Annotated in this window: 12 protein-coding genes; 7 read left to right on the forward strand and 5 right to left on the reverse strand. The window is 74.9% G+C overall.

Annotated elements, in window-relative coordinates; all coding sequences use genetic code 11:
- Positions 1 to 29: 29 nt before the first annotated feature.
- The gene (locus tag ACTWNK_RS20525; protein WP_474305991.1) at positions 30 to 1,316 is read right to left on the reverse strand and encodes a M1 family metallopeptidase; all 1,287 of its coding nucleotides are present in this window, start codon (positions 1,314 to 1,316) and stop codon (positions 30 to 32) included.
- Complete coding sequence (locus ACTWNK_RS20530; protein ID WP_474305992.1) at positions 1,313 to 5,197, reverse strand: Pls/PosA family non-ribosomal peptide synthetase; 3,885 nt, start codon at positions 5,195 to 5,197, stop codon at positions 1,313 to 1,315. Before ACTWNK_RS20530 ends, ACTWNK_RS20525 begins: the two co-directional genes overlap by 4 nt.
- A 241-nt stretch (positions 5,198 to 5,438) precedes the next feature.
- On the opposite strand from ACTWNK_RS20530, the gene ACTWNK_RS20535 reads away from it, so the two are divergent.
- Positions 5,439 to 6,227 (forward strand): class I SAM-dependent methyltransferase, encoded by a 789-nt coding sequence (locus ACTWNK_RS20535; protein WP_474305993.1) that lies wholly within the window; start codon positions 5,439 to 5,441, stop codon positions 6,225 to 6,227.
- A gap of 100 nt (positions 6,228 to 6,327) precedes the next feature.
- On the opposite strand, the gene ACTWNK_RS20540 is transcribed toward ACTWNK_RS20535, so the two are convergent.
- Positions 6,328 to 6,864, reverse strand: coding sequence for a hypothetical protein (locus ACTWNK_RS20540; protein WP_474305994.1), 537 nt, complete (start codon positions 6,862 to 6,864; stop codon positions 6,328 to 6,330).
- Between the two features lie 11 nt (positions 6,865 to 6,875).
- On the reverse strand, positions 6,876 to 7,955 hold the full coding sequence (locus tag ACTWNK_RS20545) for a hypothetical protein (RefSeq protein WP_474305995.1): 1,080 nt from the start codon (positions 7,953 to 7,955) through the stop codon (positions 6,876 to 6,878).
- Positions 7,956 to 8,087: 132 nt separating this feature from the next.
- Between ACTWNK_RS20545 and ACTWNK_RS20550 the strand changes: the two genes are divergently transcribed.
- From ACTWNK_RS20550 to ACTWNK_RS20575, 6 genes are read left to right on the forward strand one after another with little or no spacing between them, the layout of a single operon-like run.
- Positions 8,088 to 9,341 (forward strand): lanthionine synthetase LanC family protein, encoded by a 1,254-nt coding sequence (locus tag ACTWNK_RS20550; protein ID WP_474305996.1) that lies wholly within the window; start codon positions 8,088 to 8,090, stop codon positions 9,339 to 9,341.
- 59 nt (positions 9,342 to 9,400) lie between these two features.
- Complete coding sequence (locus tag ACTWNK_RS20555) at positions 9,401 to 10,237, forward strand: DUF4132 domain-containing protein (protein WP_474305997.1); 837 nt, start codon at positions 9,401 to 9,403, stop codon at positions 10,235 to 10,237.
- Complete coding sequence (locus ACTWNK_RS20560) at positions 10,224 to 14,873, forward strand: hypothetical protein (protein WP_474305998.1); 4,650 nt, start codon at positions 10,224 to 10,226, stop codon at positions 14,871 to 14,873. The genes ACTWNK_RS20555 and ACTWNK_RS20560 overlap by 14 nt, the downstream gene beginning before the upstream one ends.
- A complete protein-coding gene (locus ACTWNK_RS20565) occupies positions 14,870 to 15,949 on the forward strand; it encodes an ATP-binding protein (RefSeq protein ID WP_474305999.1) in 1,080 nt (359 codons plus the stop codon). Before ACTWNK_RS20560 ends, ACTWNK_RS20565 begins: the two co-directional genes overlap by 4 nt.
- The gene (locus ACTWNK_RS20570) at positions 15,946 to 19,275 is read left to right on the forward strand and encodes a DUF5682 family protein (protein WP_474306000.1); all 3,330 of its coding nucleotides are present in this window, start codon (positions 15,946 to 15,948) and stop codon (positions 19,273 to 19,275) included. The genes ACTWNK_RS20565 and ACTWNK_RS20570 overlap by 4 nt, the downstream gene beginning before the upstream one ends.
- Positions 19,272 to 20,933, forward strand: coding sequence for a hypothetical protein (locus ACTWNK_RS20575; RefSeq protein WP_474306001.1), 1,662 nt, complete (start codon positions 19,272 to 19,274; stop codon positions 20,931 to 20,933). Before ACTWNK_RS20570 ends, ACTWNK_RS20575 begins: the two co-directional genes overlap by 4 nt.
- 14 nt (positions 20,934 to 20,947) lie before the next feature.
- On the opposite strand, the gene ACTWNK_RS20580 is transcribed toward ACTWNK_RS20575, so the two are convergent.
- A complete protein-coding gene (locus ACTWNK_RS20580) occupies positions 20,948 to 21,604 on the reverse strand; it encodes a nucleotidyltransferase domain-containing protein (protein WP_474306002.1) in 657 nt (218 codons plus the stop codon).
- Between the last annotated feature and the right edge of the window lie 13 nt (positions 21,605 to 21,617).

Consider the following 21,617-nt stretch of genomic DNA (forward strand, 5'->3'; position numbering starts at 1 on the left):
CTCGGTCAGGTCGAAGAGGGCAGGCCCGGCTATCCGGCCCCGGTCAGGTCGAAGACGGGCAGCGCCTTGGCATGCAGCCAGCCCCGGAAGAACGGTGTCAGCGGCCGGGTGGTGAAGTGCTGGGCGTGTGCGACGAAGGCCTCGGTGGTGACCGTGCCGTAGCGGTGCAGGGCGCTCCAGCCGCGCAGCATGCGGAAGAAGGGCTCGTCGCCGAGCAGCCTGCGCAGCATGTGCAGGGTCAGGGCGCCGCGCTTGTACACGCGGTCGTCGAACAGCATGCCGGGCCCGGGATCGGCGAGCGGGAAGTCCTGCGGCAGCGCCTGCAGCCTGCGGTGCCAGCGCAGGGCCAGCTCGTCGGCCGAAGGGCCGCCGGACTCCTGCGACCACAGCCATTCGGCGTAGGCGGCGAATCCTTCGTGCAGCCAGATGTCACGCCAGTCGGCGACGGTCAGGCTGTTGCCGAACCACTGGTGGGCCAGCTCGTGCGCGACCAGCCGTTCCTCGCCCCTGCGCCCGTCGACGTGGTTCCTGCCGAAGATCGACATGCCCTGCGACTCGATCGGGATCTCCAGCTCGTCGTCGGTGACGACAACGGTGTAGGAGGCGAAGGGGTAGGGGCCGAACCGGTCGGCGAACAGCGCCTTCATCCGGTCCTGGCGCCCGAAGTCGTACCTGGCCTTGGTGGTGAGGCGGGGCGGGCACACCAGCAGCCCGCCGGGCGTCTGCACGCTCTGGTAGCGCCCGACCTGCACACTGGCCAGGTACGTCGACATCGGCTCGTCCTGCTCGTACGTCCAGGTGAGCGACGATCCGGCGCGGCGTTTGCCGGTCAGCCTGCCGTTGGCGACGACGGTGTAGGGCGCGGCGGCGGTGACGGCCACCCGGTAGGCGGCCTTGTCGCCCGGCCTGTCGTTGCACGGGAACCACGAGGGCGCGCCGATCGGCTGGCTGGCCACCAGCGACCCGTCGGTCAGCTCCTCCCAGCCGACGCCCCCGTAGGGCGAGGGCACGGGCCTGGGCGTGCCCGAGTAACGCACCTCGATCTCCAGCGGCTCGCTCAGCGCCAGCGTCCTGGCCAGCGGCAGCCGCAACCGCCCGCCGCGATGGGAGAAGCGCACCGGCCGCCCCCCGGCCAGCGCGTGTGTGACGCGGAAGCCGCGCAGGTCGAGGTCGACACTCCCGATGCGGGCCTCGGCCGTCACCGAGAGCCTGGCGGTGCCGCCCAGCCAGTTGCTGGCCACCCGATACTCCAGCGCCAGGTCGTAGCGCCGTACCCGGTAGCCGGGATCGCCGTGCCCGGGGAAGTAGCCGCTCACCCCTTGGACCACAGCGTGATCGGATTGCCGAACCAGCGTGTGCCGTCGGGCACGGACTCGCCCCGCATGACCAGTGAGGCCGGGCCGATCGTGGCGTCGGCGCCGATCACCGCGGCGGGCAGCACGACGCCGTGCGGCCCGAGCGTCGCGCCGCGTCCGAGACGTACCTCGTCGATGCTCATCACGCGGTCGTGGAACAGGTGGGTCTGCAGGACGCAGCCCTTGTTCACGGTCGCGCCGTCACCCAGCTCCACCAGGTCGGCCTCCGGCAGCCAGTAGGTGTGGCAGGTCACTCCGGCGCCGATCCTGGCACCGAGCGAGCGCAGCCAGACGTTCAGTGGGGTCGTGCCCAGCCACGGCTCGGCGAACCACGGCGCGGCCAGCACTTCGATGAAATTGTCCGCCAGTTCGTTACGCCACACGAACGAGCTCCACAGCGGCCTGTTGCCGACCGCGATCCGCCCGACGATCACCCATTTGGCGAGTGTCGCGAGCACGGCGGCCGCGACCCCGGCCAGGGCGAACACCAGGCCGCCGAGCAACGCGGCCACCGCGTGGCCGTACGCCTGGGCCAGGGCGAGCAGCGCGCCCGCCACCACGACGGCCAGCGCCACGGTCGCCATCGCGGGCAGGACGCGGCACGCCTCGACCAGCGCGCGGGCCGTCTTGAGCCGCAACGGCGGGTCGTAGGTGCGGCTGCGGTCGCCGCCCTCACTGGTACGGCGCAGCTCGACCGGGGGCATGCCCAGGTACGACGATCCGGACTTGGCCTTCTTCGGCGCGGCCGACAGCACGCCGACCAGGCCGTCCTTGGGCACCTTGCGGCCTGCCGCGGTCATGCCCGAGTTGCCGAGGAAGGCGCGTTTGCCGATCCGGGACTCGGCGATGCGCATCCAGCCGCCGTCCAGCTCGTAGGGGGCGACCATCGTGTCGTCGGCCAGGAAGGCGCCGTCGCCGACGCGCGTCATGCTGGGCAGGGCGAGCACGGTGGACAGCTCCACGTCCCTGCCGACCCGCATGCCGAGCGCACGCAACCAGGCGGGCGTCAGCACGCTGGCGTACAACGGGAACAGCCACACCCGGGCCGAGGCCATCAGCCGTCCGGTCGCCCACGCCTGCCAGGCCTGACGGCTGTGCACGGCATGACGGCCCGGCCGCAGCCCGATCGCCAGCAGCCGCACCCCGACCAGCGTGGCCAGCGCGAACACGGCCATCCCGGCGAGCGTCGCCAGAGGTACGGCGGGCAGCGCGCCGAGCACGGCCTGCCACACGCCGGGGCCTTCGGCGAACCTCGCCAGCACCGCGAGCCCGGTCAGGGCGGCCAACACCGGCAGCAGGCTCAGCAGCAGGGCGGAGACGCCGTAGACGGCCACCCAGCGCCGGGAGCGCGGCGCGACGGCGGCGTGCGGCTTGGCCTTGCCCTGCCTGGCCGCGGGCGCACCGGCCCAGCGTTCGCCGGACGGGATCGACCCGGCCACCGCCGAGCCGGGCGCGACCTGCGCGTTCTTGCCGATCCGCGCGCCGGGCAGCAGGGTGGAGCGTGCGCCGATCGTCGCGCCCTGGCCGATGCGGATCTCGCCGACGAGCAGGCGGTCGCCGTCGTACCAGTAGCCGCTGAGGTCGGCCTCGGGCTCGACGGAGGCGTTGTCGCCGAGGCGGAGCATGCCGGTGATCGGGGGAGCGGTGTGCAGGTCGGCGTTCTGGCCCACCTGGGCGCCGAGCAGTCTGGCGTAGTGCGCCATCCACGGCGCTCCGGCCAGGTCGGGCACGCCGAGCCTGGCGGCGAACTGCTCGGCGAACCACAGCCGCAGATGCGCACCGCCGCCGCGCGGATGGCTGCCCGGCCGCAGCCCGCGCAGCAGCAGTCTGGCCACGGCGGCGCTCAGCAGCATGCGGCCGGGCGGCGAGACGAACACCAGCCAGCCGAAGGCCACGGCCCACCACGACAGATGCGGCGCCCACGGCACCAGGTTGGCCAGCGTGACCAGCAGCGTGAGCCAGCGCAGCGCACCGGCGGTCAGCAGCGGGACCATGAGCAGCGCCTGGGCGGCCTGCGCCTTGACCGGCATCGGCTCGACCGGGCGTTTGCGGCGTTTGGGCTTGTGCGCGAGGACCGGCTTCAGCTCGGCCAGCCGGGCGGCCAGCGCGCCGAGCGTCGGGTGTTCGTACACGTCGGCGACGACCACGGCCGGGTGTTCGGCGCGCAGTTCGGAGACCAGGCGCGCGGCGGCGAGGCTGCCGCCGCCCTCGGTGAAGAAGTCGGCCTGCGGGCCTTCGGGCTCGACGCCGAGGATCGCGGTCCACAGCGCGGCCAGCGGGCCGAGGTCGGCGGCCGGGGCCTCGCCGGAGGCCTTCTTGGGCAGCGGCCACGGCAGCGCGTCCCGGTCGATCTTGCCGGACGTCCGGGTCGGCAGTTCCTCGATCACGGCCAGCCTGGGCACGAGCGCCGCTGGCAGGACCTCGCCGAGGCGCTCGCGTGCGGCCTTGACGTCGAAGGAGGCGTCGGCGACGACATAGCCGACGAGCAGCTGGTGCCCGCCGCCCGCCGTGCGCACGGCCGACGCCGCGCCCGCCACGCCCGGCAGGGCCTGCAGGGCGGCGTCGACCTCGCCGAGCTCGATCCGGCGTCCGCCCAGCTTGACCTGCTCGTCGGCGCGCCCGGCGAAGATCAGGCCCTCTTCCTCGGCGCGGACCAGGTCGCCGCTGCGGTAGGCGCGTTCCCAGCCGAGCGAGGGCAGCGGCGCGTACTTCTCCGCGTCCTTGTCGGCGTCGAGGTACCTGGCCAGGCCGACGCCGCCGATGATCAGCTCGCCGGTCTCGCCCATGGAGACGGGCCGGCCGCTCTTGTCGACGACCGCCAGGTCCCAGCCGTCCAGCGGCAGCCCGATCCTGACCGGCCCCTCCCCGGTGAGGATCGCGGCGCAGGCCACGACGGTCGCCTCGGTGGGTCCGTAGGTGTTCCAGACCTCACGCCCGGGTACGGCCAGCCGCTCGGCCAGTTCGGGCGGGCAGGCCTCGCCGCCGAAGATGAGCAGGCGCACGTCGTCGAGCGTCTCGACCGGCCACAGCGCGGCCAGGGTCGGCACGGTCGAGACGACTGTGATCGCATTGGCCACCAGCCACGGGCCCAGGTCCATGCCGGTGCGGACGAGCGCGCGCGGAGCGGGCACCAGGCAGCCGCCGTTGCGCCAGGCCAGCCACATCTCCTCGCAGGAGGCGTCGAAGGCGACCGAGAGTCCGGCCAGGACCCGGTCGCCGGGCGCGATCGGCTCGGCGGTCAGGAACAGCCCGGCCTCGGCGTCGACGAACGCGGCGGCGCTGCGGTGGGTGACGGCCACGCCCTTGGGCTTGCCGGTCGAGCCGGAGGTGAAGATGATCCAGGCGTCGTCGTCCAGGCCGGGGGGCTTCGGCGCGGAGGGGCCGGCCGGGTGCTCGCCGTACAGGGTGATGTCGTCGGTGATGACGGCGCGTACGGCGGCCTCGGTGAAGACCAGGCTCGCGCGCTCCTCGGGGTCGTCGGCGTCGACGGGCACGTAGGCGGCGCCCGCGCGCAGGATGCCGAGGATGGCGACGTACAGGGCGTTGGTCCCGGAGGGCACGCGGACGCCGACCCGGTCGCCGGCGCCGACGCCGAGCGCGTGCAGCCGGTCGGCGACGGCCTGGGCCTCGGCGGTCAGCGCGGTGTAGTCCAGCGCGACGACGCCGTCGTCGAGGGCGAGCGCGTGCGGGAAGGCGGCGGTGGTGGCGTCGAGGACGTCCACGAGGGTGCGCGGCTCGGCGGCCAGCACTCCGGCCGGGTAGACGGCACGGGGTACGGGCGTCGGGAAATCGGGTATCTGCGACGCGTACAGCTGGTCGGCGTCGAGCGGCGATGGTCGCAAGGCGGCTCCCTCGGGTCAGTCGGCGGCCCTGGCGCGTGACCTGGGCACGAACCGCGAGCGGGGCGACACGGATCGGCGCCGCCCCGGAGCCAACGGCCCATTTTCGCCGACTATTCCACGCTTTCCCGCACTTTCCGAGTCATGAGGCCCACGTCACGACCAGTATTTGAGACGAACTTTCTTGTTATTTGAGATTTGAGCTAGGGTCCATGGCACGGGCAAGACGATCGAAGGGCAGGTCATGGTCTATACACACGGGCATCACGAGTCGGTGCTGCGCTCGCACCGCTGGCGCACGGCCGAGAACTCGGCGGCCTATCTGTTGCCGCACCTGACACCTGATGTTCGCCTGCTGGACGTGGGGGCCGGGCCCGGGACGATCACCGCCGACCTCGCCACCCGGGTGCGCTCGGTGACCGCGACCGAGGTCGACGAGGCGGCGCTGGCCCTGACCAGGGCCGAGGCCGAGCGGGCCGGGGCCGCCAACATCGACTTCGCCGTGGCCGACGTGCACGCCCTGGACTTCCCCGACGACTCCTTCGACGTGGTCCACGCCCACCAGGTGCTGCAGCACGTCGCCGACCCGGTGCTGGCCCTGCGCGAGATGCGCCGGGTGTGCAGGCCCGGCGGCCTGGTGGCGGTGCGCGACAGCGACTACCGGGCCTTCGCCTGGTACCCCGAGCCGCCCGAGCTGGCGCAGTGGCTGGAGCTCTACCAGCGCACGGCCAGGTCCAACGGCGGCGAGCCGGACGCCGGCAGGCGCCTGCTGTCCTGGGCCGGGCAGGCCGGGTTCACCGAGGTACGGCCGTCCTCGTCCACCTGGTGTTATGCCGCGCCCGACGACAGCGCGTGGTGGGGCGGCATGTGGGCCGACCGGGTGCTGGTCTCCGACATGGCACGCCAGGCCCTGGCCGCGGGCTTCGCCGAGCAGGCCGACCTGGAGCGCATCTCGCGGGCCTGGCGCGAGTGGGGCGCCGACCGGGACGCCTGGATCTCGATCGTGCACGGCGAGATCCTGGCGCGCGCCTGACCGGCCTCGCGGGCCGGGCTCCGCGCTCTCAGGATCTCGATCGCGCACGGCGAGATCCTCGCTCGCGCCTGCCCCGCCTCCAGGGCCGGGCTCCGCGGCCTCAGATGCCCACCGAGCGCACGCGCTGCCACTGCGGGTCGCGGTAGAGCACGGTCGGCGTGCCGTCCAGGAGCTCGTCCGGGGCGGAGATCAGGATGACCTCGCCGCGTGCGCTCAGCTCCTGCAGCACGTCGCGCACCCTGGGCCCCACGGGCAGCCGCCCGGCGGGCACGCCCAGGGCGGCGCGCACGGCGTCGGCGAGCTCCGACAGGTGGAACGGGCCGTCCCAGGCCTCGATCATGCTTCTGACGACGGAGACCGTGATGACCTGCTCGGCCTCGGAGTGGGCCAGCTGCCAGATCAGCTGCTGCCTGCGTCTGCCGGTGCCCGCGCAGGCCGTGCAGTCGCGTACGAAGCCCTCGACGACCTCCTCGTCGGTGGAGCCGAGGCAGACGCTGCACATGCCGCGCTCCATGGCGTGCAGCTCGGCCGCGACCCGGTCGGCGAGCATGGCGCCGCAGTCGCAGCCGTAGGCGGTGCCGAGCAGGTGGCCGCTCTGCCTGGTGATCGTGTGCTTGGACATCTCGTTCCTCGTCATCGGGGACGAATCTACCCTTGGGGCGTGTCCTGCGCGCCGTCGAGCAGGCGCAGGGAGCGGCGGGCGGCGGCGGCCACCCGGTGGTCGGGATGCCCGGCGAACAGCCGCAGGGCCTCCTCGCTGCCCGGATGGTCGGACAGGCCGATCGCGGGCACCATGACCGAGACCTCGGCCGGGTCCATGCCCGCGGTGACCTCGGCCAGGATGTCGCCCTCCTCGCCGCCGAGCTCGCGCAGCGCGGCCGTCATGTCGGCCAGCACCCAGCCGAGCTCCTCGAACGACTCCACGCCTTCGGCCCCGTCGTCGAGCCTGGAGGAGATGAGCGCGCCGACGCCGTGCACCGCGCGTACCTCGGCCAGCGCCGCACGCCCGGTGGCGCCGAGGTCGTCGGCGAGCAGGCCGAGCCCGACGGCCCTGGCCAGCGGGCTGACCTGGGCCAGCGCCGAGGCCAGCTCGGCCGCGGCCTTGACGGCGTCGCGCCCGTCGAGCCAGCCGGTCAGCTCGGCCGCCTTGTCGGCCTCGGGGTAGGAGCGCAGCGCGTGCAGGAGTTCGGCCGCCGTCGCTTCGGCGCAGGCGCCGAAGACGGGCACGTCCTGGCCGGTGACGTCCTGGACGAACTCGCGACCGGCCCACAGCCCGAGCGGGGTGAGCCGTCCCTGCCGGGTGAGGCCGAGCCGCTCCAGCAGCGGGGGAGCATCGCCCGCTTCGCCCTCGCCGGTGAGGAAGAGCTGCATGAGCGCCATGCCGACCTCCTCCTCGCCCAGCTCCTCGGGGTTGAGCAGCAGGTAGCAGACGTCTGACCAGGCGTCGAGCACCCGTGCGGGCGGCCCTTCGCGCAGGGCGGTGTAGGCGGCGCCGGGCCAGGCGCTCTCCTCGTCGTCCTCGAGCTGGAGCACGCCGGTCTCGGTGGTCAGCGTCCACAGCCAGGAGGAGGCCAGGTCGTGCTCGCGCAGCGGCGGGGTGAGCTCGCCGACGGCCAGCAGCTCGGCGGTCAGGGGTGCGGCCCTGACGGCGGCGGCGAGCTCGGCGTCGGCGGCCAGGCGCACCGGCGGGAGCAGAGGCGCCGCGTGCGGCTCTTCGATGAATTCCACGCGACCATAGTGTCGGATCCCGCAAATACATGTATTTCCTATAGAAAGTGTGGGATATTAGACGGCGGAGCGAGGAGACTCGATGCCGAGGAGTGAGGGTGCGGTGCCGCGATGCGTAGGACAATCGACGTCATGAGCCCGTTGGAGGCCGCGGTCCAGGCCGGGGCATGGATCCGCTCGCTGGCCGTCGAGGACGAGCACGGCGTGCACTGGCGTGCCGGTGAGCCCGCCGCCCTGCCCCACCGCCCCGCCTCGCTGTACTCCGGCGCGGCCGGCATCGTGCTGTTCTTCCTGGAGCTGGCCGCCGCCACCGGCGACGACTCCTACCTGGAGGACGCCGTGGCCGGAGCGCGCTACCTGACCCGCGTGTGGCCCGCGCAGACCGACCTCACGCTGTACGACGGCCTGGCCGGCATCGTGTTCGCCCTGGCCGAGGCCGGGTGGGCGACGGGCGAGAGCGCCTTCTCCGAGGCCGCCGCGGCCGCCGCCGACCGCATCGTGCTGGCCGAGCACTGGACCGGCGACCCGGCCCAGCGCGGCGACGGCGGCATCGTGCTGGCCCTGCTGCACGCCTCCGCCATGCTCGGCGACCCCGCCTACGAGCGCGCCGCCATCGCCGCGGGCCTGCGCATCGCCACCATGCCGGTGCCCGGCCACAGCTTCGGCCAGGCCTGCACCGCCGACGTCCCGCTCGACGCCGTCGCCCCCGGCTTCCTCTCCGGTACGGCGGGCACCGCCTTCCTGCTGGCCCGCCTGCACGGCGTCACCGGCGACCAGCGCTTCCTCGGCGCGGCCCGCACCGGGGCCGGATTCGTGCGCGAGGTCAGCGAGGTGGCCGGCTCCTGCGCCCTGGTGCCGCACCACGTGCCGCAGGGCCGCGACCTGCACTACCTGGGCTTCTGCTCGGGCTCGGCCGGGGTCGCCCGGATGTTCCACGAGCTGCACGAGGTGGCGGGCGACCGCGGCGACCTCGACTGGGTCGAGCGCCTGGCCCACGGCATCCTCAGCAGCGGCGTGCCCGGACGCGAGACCGACGGCTTCTGGGACACCTCCTGTCAGTGTTGCGGCACGGCCGGACTGCTGGAGCTGTTCGTCGGGCTGTGGGCCGCGACCGGGCGCAGGCCCTACCTCGACTACGCCCGCATCCTGGGCGCCGACCTGGTGCGCAACGGCCGCGAAGGGCGCTGGGAGCAGGCCTACCGGCGGCTGCGCCCGGCCGAGCGCAGCATCGACTCCGGCTACATGGTCGGCGCGGCCGGGATCGGCGTGGCCCTGCTGCACCTGGACGCCGCCGAGCACGACGACTCCCGCCGCCTGATCCTGCTGCCCGACAACCCCTTCCCCGCCATCGCCCTGCCGAGGACCGAGCTGCGCCGCCTGCCGTGAGATCGCCCGGCGAAGGCGCGATTTCGGAAGTGTCATAGGGTTCTGCCACGATCCCGTGCATGTCCGACGAACCGGCCTGGGTTCAGGCCACCCCCGACTACCGCCTCGCCCTCGACGGCGCGACGCTGATCTGCGAGAACGCCAAAGGCGTACGGCTGAGGTCGGTGCCCAAGGCCGCACGCCAGAGCCAGGCGGCGGACGACCTGCTCGCCCTGCGCGACTACCTGGCCAGGCACCAGGCCGAATGCCGCACCGCGGTCGAGTCCTGGATGCTGGGCGCGCTGCCCGTGCCGAGCACCCTGCTGGCCGAGGTCTGGGCCGACCCGGCGTGGCGCTCCCAGCTCACCGACCTGGTCGTCATGCCCTGCCCGCAGGGCGAACCCGGGCTGCTGCGCCAGGTGGACGAGCGGGGACGCGTCGGCGTGGTCGACCTCGACGCCGAGAGCGCGTGGCTGGAGCCGGGCGAGGTGCTCATCCCGCATCCCGTCCTGCTGGACGACCTCGACGACCTGCGTGACTTCGCCGCCGAGCTCGGCGCCGTCCAGGCGGTGCCGCAGCTGGCCCGCGAGGTCTACCGCGCGCCGTACAAGGGGGAGAACGCGGGCGGCAGGTTCGCCGAGTTGCGGCATGCGACCGGCCGGGCGGCCTCGATGGGGTTCCAGGTGCGCGGCGGCTATGCGGTGTGCCGGGTGATCGACGGCGGCAGGCAGGTGCAGGCACGCTACTGGCTCGGCTCCGACAGCCCCGACGCCGAGGCCGTGACCGGCGAGCTGATCTGGGTCGACGCCGACGAACGCACGATCGAGCAGGCCGAGGTGGGCCCCGTGGCCTGGTCCGAAGGCGTGCGCATGGCAGAGCTGATCTACGCGGGCAGGAGCACCGATGACGAACAGTGACGACCACACCTCCCAGGCGTGCCGGGACCAGGCCGGAGCACCGACGACGAGCAGGGACGGCGACGCCTCCGCCGGTGTGCTCCTCGACGCCGGGCTCGCGCCGCTCGGTGCGCCGGGTGGCGAGGAGGTCACCGCACGCGGCTACCGCCACCCCCTGCTGGGCGAGAGGGTCGTGGTCAGGCTGACCGGGGCGAGCGTCGCGCCCGGCGAGGACCGGGCGCTGGCCTTCCTCGGCTTCGGCGAGCCGCACAGCGCCGTGCCCGTCGCCACCGGGCGCAGGCGCGGGCTCGGCTACCCGGCCTGGGCGTTCGTGCACGACCCGCGGCGGGCCAGGGCCGCGCTCGCCGCCGTCACCCCGATGGAACGTGCCGCGCGCCTGGGCCGGTCGCGACCGGGCGCGGCGGTGGAGGCCTACACCGAGATCGCCGCGACGCTGCCGCACGCGCACCTGCCGACCTTCTGGGAGCAGGCGGGACGGGCGTTCGTCGCGGGCGGGCAGGCCCAGCAGGCCGCGGTCATGTTCGGCCGGGCACGCGAGGCCGAACGCGTCTACGCGCTGCCGGTCGACGACGCGGCCACCCGCGCGGTGTTCCTGGAGTACGCCTTCGCCGGGGCGCTGCCGGTCAAGGCCATCGCCTCCTATGTCGCCGACCTGGCCGCCAGGCACCAGCCCGCCCGCGCCTACGCCGAGCTGTGGGAGGTCGCCGTACGCCGCACGCTCGGCGGGCTGCCGCCGTGGAGCGAGCTGCCCAAGCAGCTGCGCAAGCTGGCCAAGGCGGCGGGGCTCGACGCCGCGGCCGAGGACCGCAGGCTGATCGAGACGCTGCTGCCGGTGCCGTCGGTGCGCTCGGCCACGGCCGGGTTCTTCAAGAGCTACCGCGAGGCCATCCTCGCGTGCGCACGCGACTCGCCCGCCTTCCGCTCGGCGCTGGCCCAGGTGTTCCCCACCGCCGACGGCATCGACGCCTGGTGGCTCGGTCTGCTCGACGACTGCGACGCCCTGGCGGACGCCGACGCCGCCTGGCTCACGCGTCAGGCCGCGCACCTGCGCAGGGGCTGGCGCCGCCACCCGGTGCCCGACGCCTTCCTGGCCCTCGTCCGCAGGCTCGCCCCCACGCTGCGCGAGCCGATCGCCCTCGACGACTCCTCGGGCAACTGGCGGATGCGCACGATCGACCCCGACCTGCTCGACACCTGCCTGTCGGCGGGCGCCCAGGTACGCGCGCCCGGCGAGCACGCCGGTCTCGACCTCGGCACCTGGCTGGAGGCGGCGGGCGAGGCCAGGCGCACCGACCTGGCCGCCGTGGCCGCCGACCCGCGTTTCGCCAGGCTGCTGGCCTCGGCCGTGGCTGGACGCGGCCGCCACACCCACCTCGACGACCTCGCCGTACACCCCGTGCTAGGCCCGTTCGTGCGCGACTGGATGATCGCCAAGGCCGGGGAGGCGGGCGCGGGCGGCCTGATCGACGCCGCCGAGGCGCTGACCCTGCTGGAGAGCGGCATCGGCGGCGCCGCGCTCGACACCCTCGACGGTGTGCGCGAGGCCCTGCTCGCCGTCGACCCGGTGGGCCCGCTGCACCGGGCGCTCAAGGCCGGCGTGCTGGACGAGTACGGCTGGCCCGCGCTCGACGAGGCGGCGGCCGAGCTCGGCGAGCACCTGCACTGGACCGCGAGCTGGCCCGTGCTGGCCCTGCACAACCACGTCAAGGCGATCGCCGTAGGCCCGGAGGGCAGGGTCGCCGAGCACGACATGCGCGTGCCCGCCGGAGCGCGCAACAACCGCGTGATCTACTCCGGCCAGGCCTTCCTCGTCATCTGGGACGCCGACTACGACACCCATGCCTACTGGTCGACCGCGCCGAACGAGATCTTCGAGCCGAAGGGCTACGACTGGTACGCCCTCACCTACGGCGGCAACGACCTCGGCCACTCCTTCCTCACCCCTTCGGGCGCACGCCTCGGCGGCAGGAAGGAGCTGCGTCCCGGCGAACGCACGATCGGCCCGGCCGCACACCAGCTCTGGGACGGCCACACCTTCTGGATCCAGCAGGAACGCTGGAGCTCGGAGCTGCGTGAGCTCGATCCCGCGACCGGCGAGCTCGGCCGGGTCTCGCTGCCCGCCTTCCTCGAGGACGCGCCCCTGCCGCAGGGCAGCGGCCGCTGCCTGGCCCTGTGCTCGCTGGCCCCGCTGCCGCAGGGCGTCGGCGAGACGCCGCTCGGCCAGGCGGACGGGATGACCGGCTTCCGCGTCTCGATCGACGAGGACGGCTCGTACACGATCGAGGGGGTCGACGGGCGCAGGGCCGTGATCGACAGGCGGATGACCGCGCCGTGGGGCCTGCTGGCCTTCCCCGGGGGTGAGCGTCCGATGGCCGTGTCGGGGCAGTCGTCGGTGCGCCTGACCGGCGAGGACGGGCACACGCACTGGCAGCTGTCCGCCGACGGCGAGGGCCAGGGTTCGGCCCTTGTCGCGCCGCCCGCGTTCTGGCACTTCCTGCGCCCGCGCGACCTCGAAGGCTCCAAGGCCCTGCGCGCCCTCACCCCTGAGCGGGCCCGCGCCCTGCTCGACGGCGCGTCCGTCCAGGAGGCGCTTCCCGAGATCACCGACGAGCGGCTGCGCACCGGCGTGGCCGGGCTCGTGGCGCACGCCGCCGACCAGGGCCGCCGCCGCGACGACCTGCTGGCCAGGGCGAGGGCGGCGGGCCACGGCCGGTTGGACGAGAAGGCGCTGGGCGAGGCCCTGCACGGCCTGCTCGGCCACGACGGCTGGCGCGACGTCGACGACATCGGCAGGCAGCTGGAGCTGGCCGCGGCCCTGCTGGGCGGCACGCTCGACCCCCAGGCCGCCGTCGCCGCGCTGAGCAACCGCGCCGACGACTGGAGCGCCCTGGTCGGCCGGATGGGCGCGGTCGTCGTCCGCGCGGCCAGTCCGGCCACACCGCCGCGGCGCAGGGCCGCGCTGATCGCCCTGCTGCGCATGTGGGCGGCCCATCCGCACCTGGACCGGGTCCGCGTCGGCGTCACCACACTCGAAGGCCCCCAGGCCGGGTACGAGGAGAGGGGCGCCTGGCTGGTCATGTACGCGAGCGTCGACGACGACGAGGCGGACTTCGACGACGACGACGCCTACCGCTTCGTCGCGGTCGGCGACCTGCTGCCCGGCGGCGTGCTGGACGTGGAGGCACCCGGCCGCTCGGTCGCGCCGATCGACGCCGGAGCGCACGCCGACGCGCTGGAGGCGGCGGGGGAGCCGCGATGGGACGAGGAGGCCGTACGGCGCCTGGCCCAGGCCACCGGGCTGAGCCGGACAGCGGCGGCCCTGCTGCTGGCCGGTCTGCCCGACATCGACCAGTACGGCAGGGCCTTCCTCGATCCGCACACCCTGGGCGTCCTGGGCGTCAAACCGGCCCAGGCCGACGCCGCCAGGGCCGAGCTGGCCGACCTGACACCCGGCAGGCGTGCCGCCCTGCTGCACGCCGCCGTGCCCGTACGCCCGGACGCCGTGCTCGACCAGGGGGCGCTGGCCGACCGGCTGGCCGAGCTGTGGGTGGGGGAGTTCGGCAAGCGGGTGAACGTGCCCGACGACGCCGTCGCCGCGGCGGCCACCCTGCCCTTGCGCACCCCCGCGGCCAGGCTGCTCGGCCTGCTCACCGAGCCGGACGCGGCGCCCGAGCTCACCGTCGACGCCGACACCTGGCCCAAGGGCAGGCACTACGCCACCTCGCTGGTCAGGGCCGACGGCAGGCAGCCGATCGACGAGGTCGTCACCGACCTGGTCACGGCCATCCCCTGGGCATACGCGTGCCTGCCGGGCGGCCACCCGGTCAGGGCGGGCGTCCCCAGGGCGCTCGCGCTCGTCCGCGACCGGCTGGCGCACGAGGGCCTGCTGCTCGACGGCGGCCACGACGGCGAGGTCGGGCTCGAAGGCCACTCGGTGTTCGGCGCCGAGCCCTACACCGGCAGGAGCGAGGTGAAGGACGCGGCGGGCCTGGTCGACGACGGGCTGACGGTCGCGGTGACCGACGGCGGCGGCAGGCTGTTCTTCCGCCCGGCCAGGCTCGGCGACGACCCGCGCTCGGCGCTGCTGCGCTCCTCCCAGACGTACTGGGGCGAGCACCCCGGCCTCACCACGGCCGTCGACCTGCTGCGCTCCGACGGGTTCGGCGCGATGGCCGCCAGGGTCGCCGAGCTGCCCGAAGGGGCCTGGGAGCAGGACCCGCGCGCCAGCGCGCCCGGCGTCGTGGAGAGCGTGTCGGCCGGGCTCGGGCTCGGCGAGGACGCGGCCACGCTCTACCTGCAGCTGCTCACCCTGCTCGAACCCACCGACCGCCATGTCCGCACCTGGAACGCCTGGACACCCGCCAGGCACAAGAAGGCGGTGGCCGTCCTGCTGGAGGCCGGGCTGGTCCTCGCGGCCAAGCGCGAGCGCGCCGGACGAGGCGTGTTCGCGCCGGGCGGCTGGAGCAAGGCCAAGGCGCCGAACCTGCCGTTGGAGACGAGCAAGACACCCCTGTACGACCTGCGCGAGACGAACGGCAGAGCGCACGGCCCACTGCCCAGACACCTGCCGCTGAACCCGCTGCCCGCCCTCTTCGCCGAGGCCTGGCGGCGCCGTACCCAGGAGGGCGCGTCGTGAGCGTCGCACAGGTCACACCGGCCGAGGTCCGCTACGCCGACGAGCTCGACCGGCTCGCCGCCTCCGACGACGGGCCGAGGCCGCCGGGCTGGCGGCTCACACCCGCCGCCGTGGTGGCGTTCGTCACGGGGGAGGGGCGCGGCCTGACGCCCAAGTTCGTCGGCCCGCGCTCGCTCGTCGAAAGGGCCGTCGTCACGCTGGCGGGCGAGCGCGGCCTGCTGCTCGTCGGCGAGCCTGGCACGGCCAAGTCGATGTTGTCGGAGCTGCTGGCCGCAGCCGTCAGCGGCGACAGCGCCCGCACGGTGCACGGTACGGCGGGCACGAGCGAGGAGCACCTGCGGTACGGCTGGAACTACCAGCTGCTGCTGTCCAGAGGGCCGATCCCCGACGCGCTGACGCCTTCGCCGGTCCTTTCGGCCATGCGGGCCGGAGCCGTCGCCAGGGTCGAGGAGATCACGCGGTGCCTGCCCGAGGTGCAGGACGCGCTCGTCTCGGTCCTGTCCGAACGCCGGATGGCGGTGCCCGAGCTCGGCGTCACGGAGTACGCCGTGCGGGGGTTCAATGTCATCGCCACCGCCAACCTGCGCGACCGGGGCGTGTCGGAGATGAGCGCGGCACTGAAACGGCGTTTCAACTTCGAGGTCGTCGAGCCGATCGCCTCCCTGCAGGAGGAGATCGACCTGGTGCGCAGACAGGCGGGAGCCGTGCTGGCCGGGCACGACAGGGAGCTCGGCGTCGACGACGCGGTGCTGGAGGCGCTGGTCACCGCCTTCCGCGACCTGCGCGGCGGCCGGGCGGTCGAGGGCTGGCCGGTCGAGCGGCCGGCCGCCGTGATGAGCACGGCCGAGGCGGTCGCGGTGGCGGGCTCGCTCGGCATCCAGGCGGCCTACCTGGGCGCGGGCGACCCGCTCTCGCTGCTGCCCGGCTACCTGCTCGGCGTCGTGCGCAAGGACGAACCCGACGACCAGGGCAGACTCCTGGCCTACTGGGACACCGTCGTGCGCCGCCGGGCCGAGGGCGGGGCCAGGATGTGGCGTCGCCTGTACGAGCTGCGCGACGCGCTGGAACAGCGGTGAGCCGCTCGGCGGCCGAGGTCGTCGGGGAGCTGGCCGCCTCCCGCTCGCCGTACCTGATCGGGGTGCGTCATCATTCGCCGGTGCTGGCCGCCGCCATGCCCGCGCTGCTGCGGGCGGCCGAGCCCGACGCCGTGCTGGTGGAGCTGCCCGGCGAGCTGGAGCCGTGGCTGACCTGGCTCGGCTCGCCGCACACCCGGGCGCCGGTCGCGCTCGTCGTCGCGGCGGCCGGTGGGGAGCGGCTGGGGTTCTATCCGTTCGCCGACTTCTCGCCCGAACTCGCCGCCGTCAGATGGGCGGCGTCGGCCGGCGTGCCCGTGCACGCCGTCGACGTGACCGTGCCCGACGACGGCGGCGAGGGCACGGCCCTGGCCGGGGACCCGGACGAGCTGTGGGACCGCCTGGTCGAGACGCCCTCCTACGGCGCCTCGCCCGAGCGGGTACGGCGTGCGGCGCTGGCGGCCGGATGGGCGCTGCGGGAGGCGGGCGGCGAGGCAGGGGCCCGCGACCTCGTACGGGAGCGGCACATGCGGGCCAGGATCGCCGGGATCGGCGCGAGCCGCCCGGTCGCCGTGGTCGGCGCCTACCACGCCCCTGCCCTGCTGGAAGCCGACGCCCGCCTGTTCGGGGCCGCGCCGGACGACGTGGTGACGGCGCTGGTGCCGTACACGTTCGGGCTGCTCGACTCGCGCTCCGGCTATCCGGCCGGGATCAGGGACCCCGAGTGGCAGCAGGCCGTGTACGAGGCCGGGGGCGCGCCGGAGGCGGTCGAACGGGCGGTGGCGGCGTTCGCGACCGCGATCTGCGCCGGGATGCGGGCGGCCGGGCACGTGGCCGGGGTGCCGGACGCGAGCGCCGTCGTGCGTCTCGCGTCCGGTCTGGCCGCCCTGCGAGGTCTGCCCGCGCCCGGTCGAAGGGAGCTGATCGAGGGCCTGCAGAGCGCCCTGGGGCAGGGCGAACCGCTCGGCCGGGCCAGGGCCGTCGCCCGCGCCGCCGAACACGTCCTGGTCGGCGCGCGGCGCGGTGTGCTCGACCCCGCGACGCCCAAGGCCGGGCTGCGGGCCGACCTCGCCGCCGTGCTGTCCGGCCTGGGCCTGCCCGGTCCGGGCGAGAGCGCCGAACTCACCCTCGATCCCGCGCGCTCCGCCCTGGACAGGCGTCGCCACGTGACCCTGTCGCGGCTGTGCGCCGCCGGCATCGTGTACGCCACGCCCAGGCCGGTCGCCGGAGTCGGCGGCGCCGAGGCGCTCACCCGCGCCTGGAGCGCCTCCTGGCGCCCCCTGACCGAGGCCACGGCCGAGGTCGCCTCCGTGTACGGCACCAGCCTGAGGCAGGCGTCCGAAGGCCGTGTCAGAGGCCTGCCCGGCCCCGCGTACGAGGCGATCGAGACGGCCGCCGAATGCGGGCTCGGCGACCTGGCGGCCGAGCTGACCGAGCGGGCCAGGCACGAGTTCGCGGCCACGGCGGGACTCGCCGACCTGGTGGCGGCCCACCACCTGCTGCACAGGATCGCCTCCGGCGCGGTCCCCGGCCTGCCGGAGGCCGCCCCCGTCTTCGCCGAGGCCGCCGGCGAACTGCTCGACGCCGCCGTGGCCGGGATCAAGGGCATGGCCGGGGCCACCGGGACGCGGGAGGCCGAGGCGCTCGGCGAGCTGGTCAGGCTGGGCGGCCCCTCCGGCAGGCTGCTGTGGGCGCTTCGCGCGGTGCGGGAGCAGGGCAGCCCGCTCATGCAGGGCGCCGCGGCGGCGGCCCTTACCGTGCTGGGCGCCTACTCGGCCGCCGACCTGGGCGACCTGCTCGCCGGATGGGCCGAGGGCGGGCACCCGGGCGAACGGCTCAAGGGCGCGCTGGTCGTCGCCGCCCCGCTGGTGGAGGCCTCCGCCGATGTCCTCGACGCGCTCGCCGAACGCGTGTGCGCGTGGGAGGACGGCGTGTTCCTGGCCAGGCTGCCCGCACTGCGCGAGGCGTTCGAGGTCCTGTCGCCCGGCGCGCGGCGGCGGCTCATGGAGGCGCTGGGCGCGTCCGGCGTCGACGGGCTCGACGGGGAACCCTGCCTCGCGGCCTCGCCCGAGGAGCTGGCGTCGTGGGCGGGCGCCGACCTGGCGGGCCGCCGCGCGGTCGAGGCGCTGGGCCTGCCGCCGGGCGCACCTGGCGCGTCCGCGCCGCCCTTGCCCGCTGCATCTGGTGCGTCCGCGCCGCACTCGTCGCTCTCGCCCGCCGGGCCGATGCCCGCCGACCCGGCGCACGTCCTTTCGGCAGCCGATCGGTGGCGGCTGATCCTGGGCAGGCAGGCCGAGCGGCTCCGCGGCCAGGCGCGGCCGGTGGCCAGGGCGCTGGACGACCTCTACGGCCGTGGGCAGGGGGAGGAGTCGCTCGGCGGCGGTGGCGGCGAGCCGTACCCGTCGGTGCGGGAGTGGACGCTCGAACTGGAGGCGCTGTTCGGCGCGCGGGTACGCGAGGAGGTCGTGGCCAGGGCCGCGGCGCGCGGCAGGTCCGACGCGGTCGCCGCGCTCGACCCGGAGGGCGTGAGTGCCTCCATGGAGCTGCTCACCCACGTCCTCGCCCTGGCGGGCGGCATGCCGGAGGCGGGCCTGGCCAGGCTCAGGGCGCTGGCGGCCCGGATGGTGGCGGAGCTGACCCGCCGCCTGGCCGTACGGATGCGACCGGCGCTCACCGGGCTCACCTCGGCCAGGACCACGCGCAGGCCGGGCGGCCCGCTCGACCTGGCCGCGACCGTGGGCCGCAACCTGCACACGGCCAGGCCGGTCGGCGGCGGCTTCGAGCTCGCCGTCGAACGGCCGCTGTTCCGCACGCGCAACCGGCGTACGGCCGACTGGCACGTGCACATCTGCGTGGACGTGTCCGGGTCGATGGAGCGCTCGACCGTGTACGCCGCCCTCGTGGCCGCCGTGCTGCACGGTGTGCCCGCGTTGAGTGTGCGCTTCGTGACGTTCTCCACCGAGGTGATCGACCTGACCGGGCGAGTGGCCGATCCGCTCGGGCTGCTGCTGGAGGTCGCGATCGGCGGGGGGACCGACATCGGGGCCGGGCTGGCCTACGTACGCTCGAAGCTGACGGTGCCACGGCGCTCGATCGTGGCGCTGGTGACGGACTTCGACGAAGGGACATCGGTGGGACGACTGCTCGGCGAGGTGCGGGCGCTGGCCGAGAGCGGGGCGCATCTGATCGGCCTGGCCGCGCTCGACGACCGGGGGAGCGCGGTCTACAACCACGCGGTGGCCGGGCAGGTCGTCGCCGCCGGGATGCCGGTCGCCGCGCTCTCGCCCACCGAACTGGCCGCCTGGATCGCCGACAGGGTCCGCTCGTGACCCGCCCGGCCGTCGCGCCCGCCCCGCTGGCCGCCGTGCTGGCCGACGCCCCGGCCCGCGTCGCCAGGCGCCTGGACGCCCAGCCGCCTCCCGCCGCCGCCTGGCCGTGGACCCGGTCGGACGACGGCGGCTGGACGATCACCGCGGGTCAGGAGCGGGTCCACCTCGACGCCTCCCGCATCACCGCGCTCGCCCAGGTGAGGTGCACCTGCCTGCTGGCCCCCCGCTGCCTGCACCTCGCGGCCGTCCTCAGCCTGCTGGACCTCGCCGATGACGCGCCGGAGGAGGAGGCGTCCCCCGAGGAGGCCCGGCCCTCCGCCTGTCTCACACCCGCCCAGCGGGCGGCGGCCGACCAGGCGTGGGAGGCGGGGGTGCGCCTGCTGGCCACGGGCGTGGCGCATGCCGGGGCCGACACGCGGCTGCGGCTGCTGCGGGCCGTGCACGCCTGCCGTGCGGCCGGGCTGCCCAGGGCGGCGCACGCGGCGACCGTCCTGGCCCAGTCGGTGCTCGACCGCTCGTCGGCGCACCCGCGTTTCGCCCTCGCCGCCTGCACCCGAGCCCTGGCCGACCTGCTCGGCGTCGCCTGGCGGCTGCGGGCGGGCGCCGACGCCTCCCCCGCCGACGTGGGCGTCGCGCGACGGACGGCCCGGCCCATCGGCACCCTCGTCCTGTACGGCCTGTGCACCGACGCCGTCGTCTCGCCGGGCGGCCACGCGGGCGTCGTGACGTACCTGACCGACGAGCACGGGCGCGTGTACTCGGTGGCCGACGTCATGCCGGGCGACGAGGACAGGGTGAACGCCGCCTACCGCTCGGGCGTGCGCTTCGGCGGGCTTGGCATCGGGCACGAGGCGCTCGGCCGGTCGCGGATCTTCGCCCAGGAGGCCGCCGCGACCGAGGACGGCAGGCTGGGCGGCGGCAGGCGCACCTCGGCCGCCAGGACCGGCGAGGCGGACTGGCGTGCCGACCCGCTGGACCGGCTGTGGCGCGTGCCCCTGCAACGCCAGCTCGACCGCGTGTGGGCAGGCCAGGGCCCCACCCCGCGCGCCGGGCACGACCTGGTCTTCGTCGAGGCGACGATCCTGGGTGCGGGCGGCGCCGCTCTCGTGCTGGAGGCGGAGGACGGGCTGATCAGGGCCGTCGGCCCCGCCGGGAACGGCCCGGCCGAGCTGAACCTGCGGCGGCTGGCCGAGCAGCAGGGCAGAAGGGTGAGGCTGATCGGCCGGGTGCTCCCGTCGCGCCCGCACACGGTGGCGGCGCTCGCCGTCGACGGCGCCGACCTGGCCTTCGCCGACCTCCCCGGCGTGCCCGGCCCGGCGTTCGGCCCCGACCCCGGTGTTCCCGCCTCGCCGCTGACCCCGCTGACCAGGGTGCTGGAGCGCCTGGTCTACGGCGGCCGTCAGACGGCCGGCCCGCACGGCGCGAGAACCCTGGCCGCCACCGCCGCCGCCCTGAGCCGCGACCAGCTCCACACGGCCGCCGCCCTCCTGACCGCACTCGGCGAGGCCGCCTCCCGCCTCGCCCGCCGTACGACGGGCGAGGCCGTGCCCACCGACCCGGACGAGCTCGGCCGCGCCTGGCTGGCCGCCGTCTCCTACGAGCACGCGGCCCGCCTGACCCTGGACCGCGAGAGCTGGCGCACCCACTCTGGCCGGTGAGATGGGAACCCGGGTCAGACGGCCCCGTCGAGCCCCTCGCGCCTGACACCGATCAGGAACTCCTCCACCGCCCCCCGATCCGGCTCATCGGGCAGCGCCCGCAGCTTCACCGCACGCTCGAACTCCTCCATCAGTCCCGCACGCCAGGCCTCGACCTCCTCCCAGCCGATCTCACCGCGCCGCAGCGCCAGCAGCCGCTCCCGGTGCTCGCCCACGTCCACCATCGGCTCGCCGGAAAGGGCAATGCGCACCCCGCTGATCAGCAGCCTGATCATGTGCATCGCCTGCTTGCCCGGCGGCCGTTCCATGTCCAGCCGCCGGAACTGCGCATCGGCGTACCCGACATAGGCCTGGTACGACCGAGCCGAGACGAACGCCGGGCGCAGGTCGCGCAACCGCTGCCCGACGGGCGTGATCACCTCGACCAGCGGCGACCACAACACCTCCAGCACGGTCGGATTCGCCTGAAGCGCCAGCACGCAGAACCTTTCGACCTCCCACGAGAACTGCTCGGGCAGCGGCCCCTCCCGATGCGTGGCGGGCTTGTCCAGCCGCCAGAAGTCCGCCGTCGGCGCCACGAACACGCCCCGCCTGTCGGTGTCGGACCCCTCGGTCTGCAGCCCGTAGGCGCGTGAGCCGACGACGACACCGAGGACGAGATCGCTGAGCATGCAGGTCAGACTA

The organism is Nonomuraea sp. IBHARD001 (assembly GCF_056106265.1).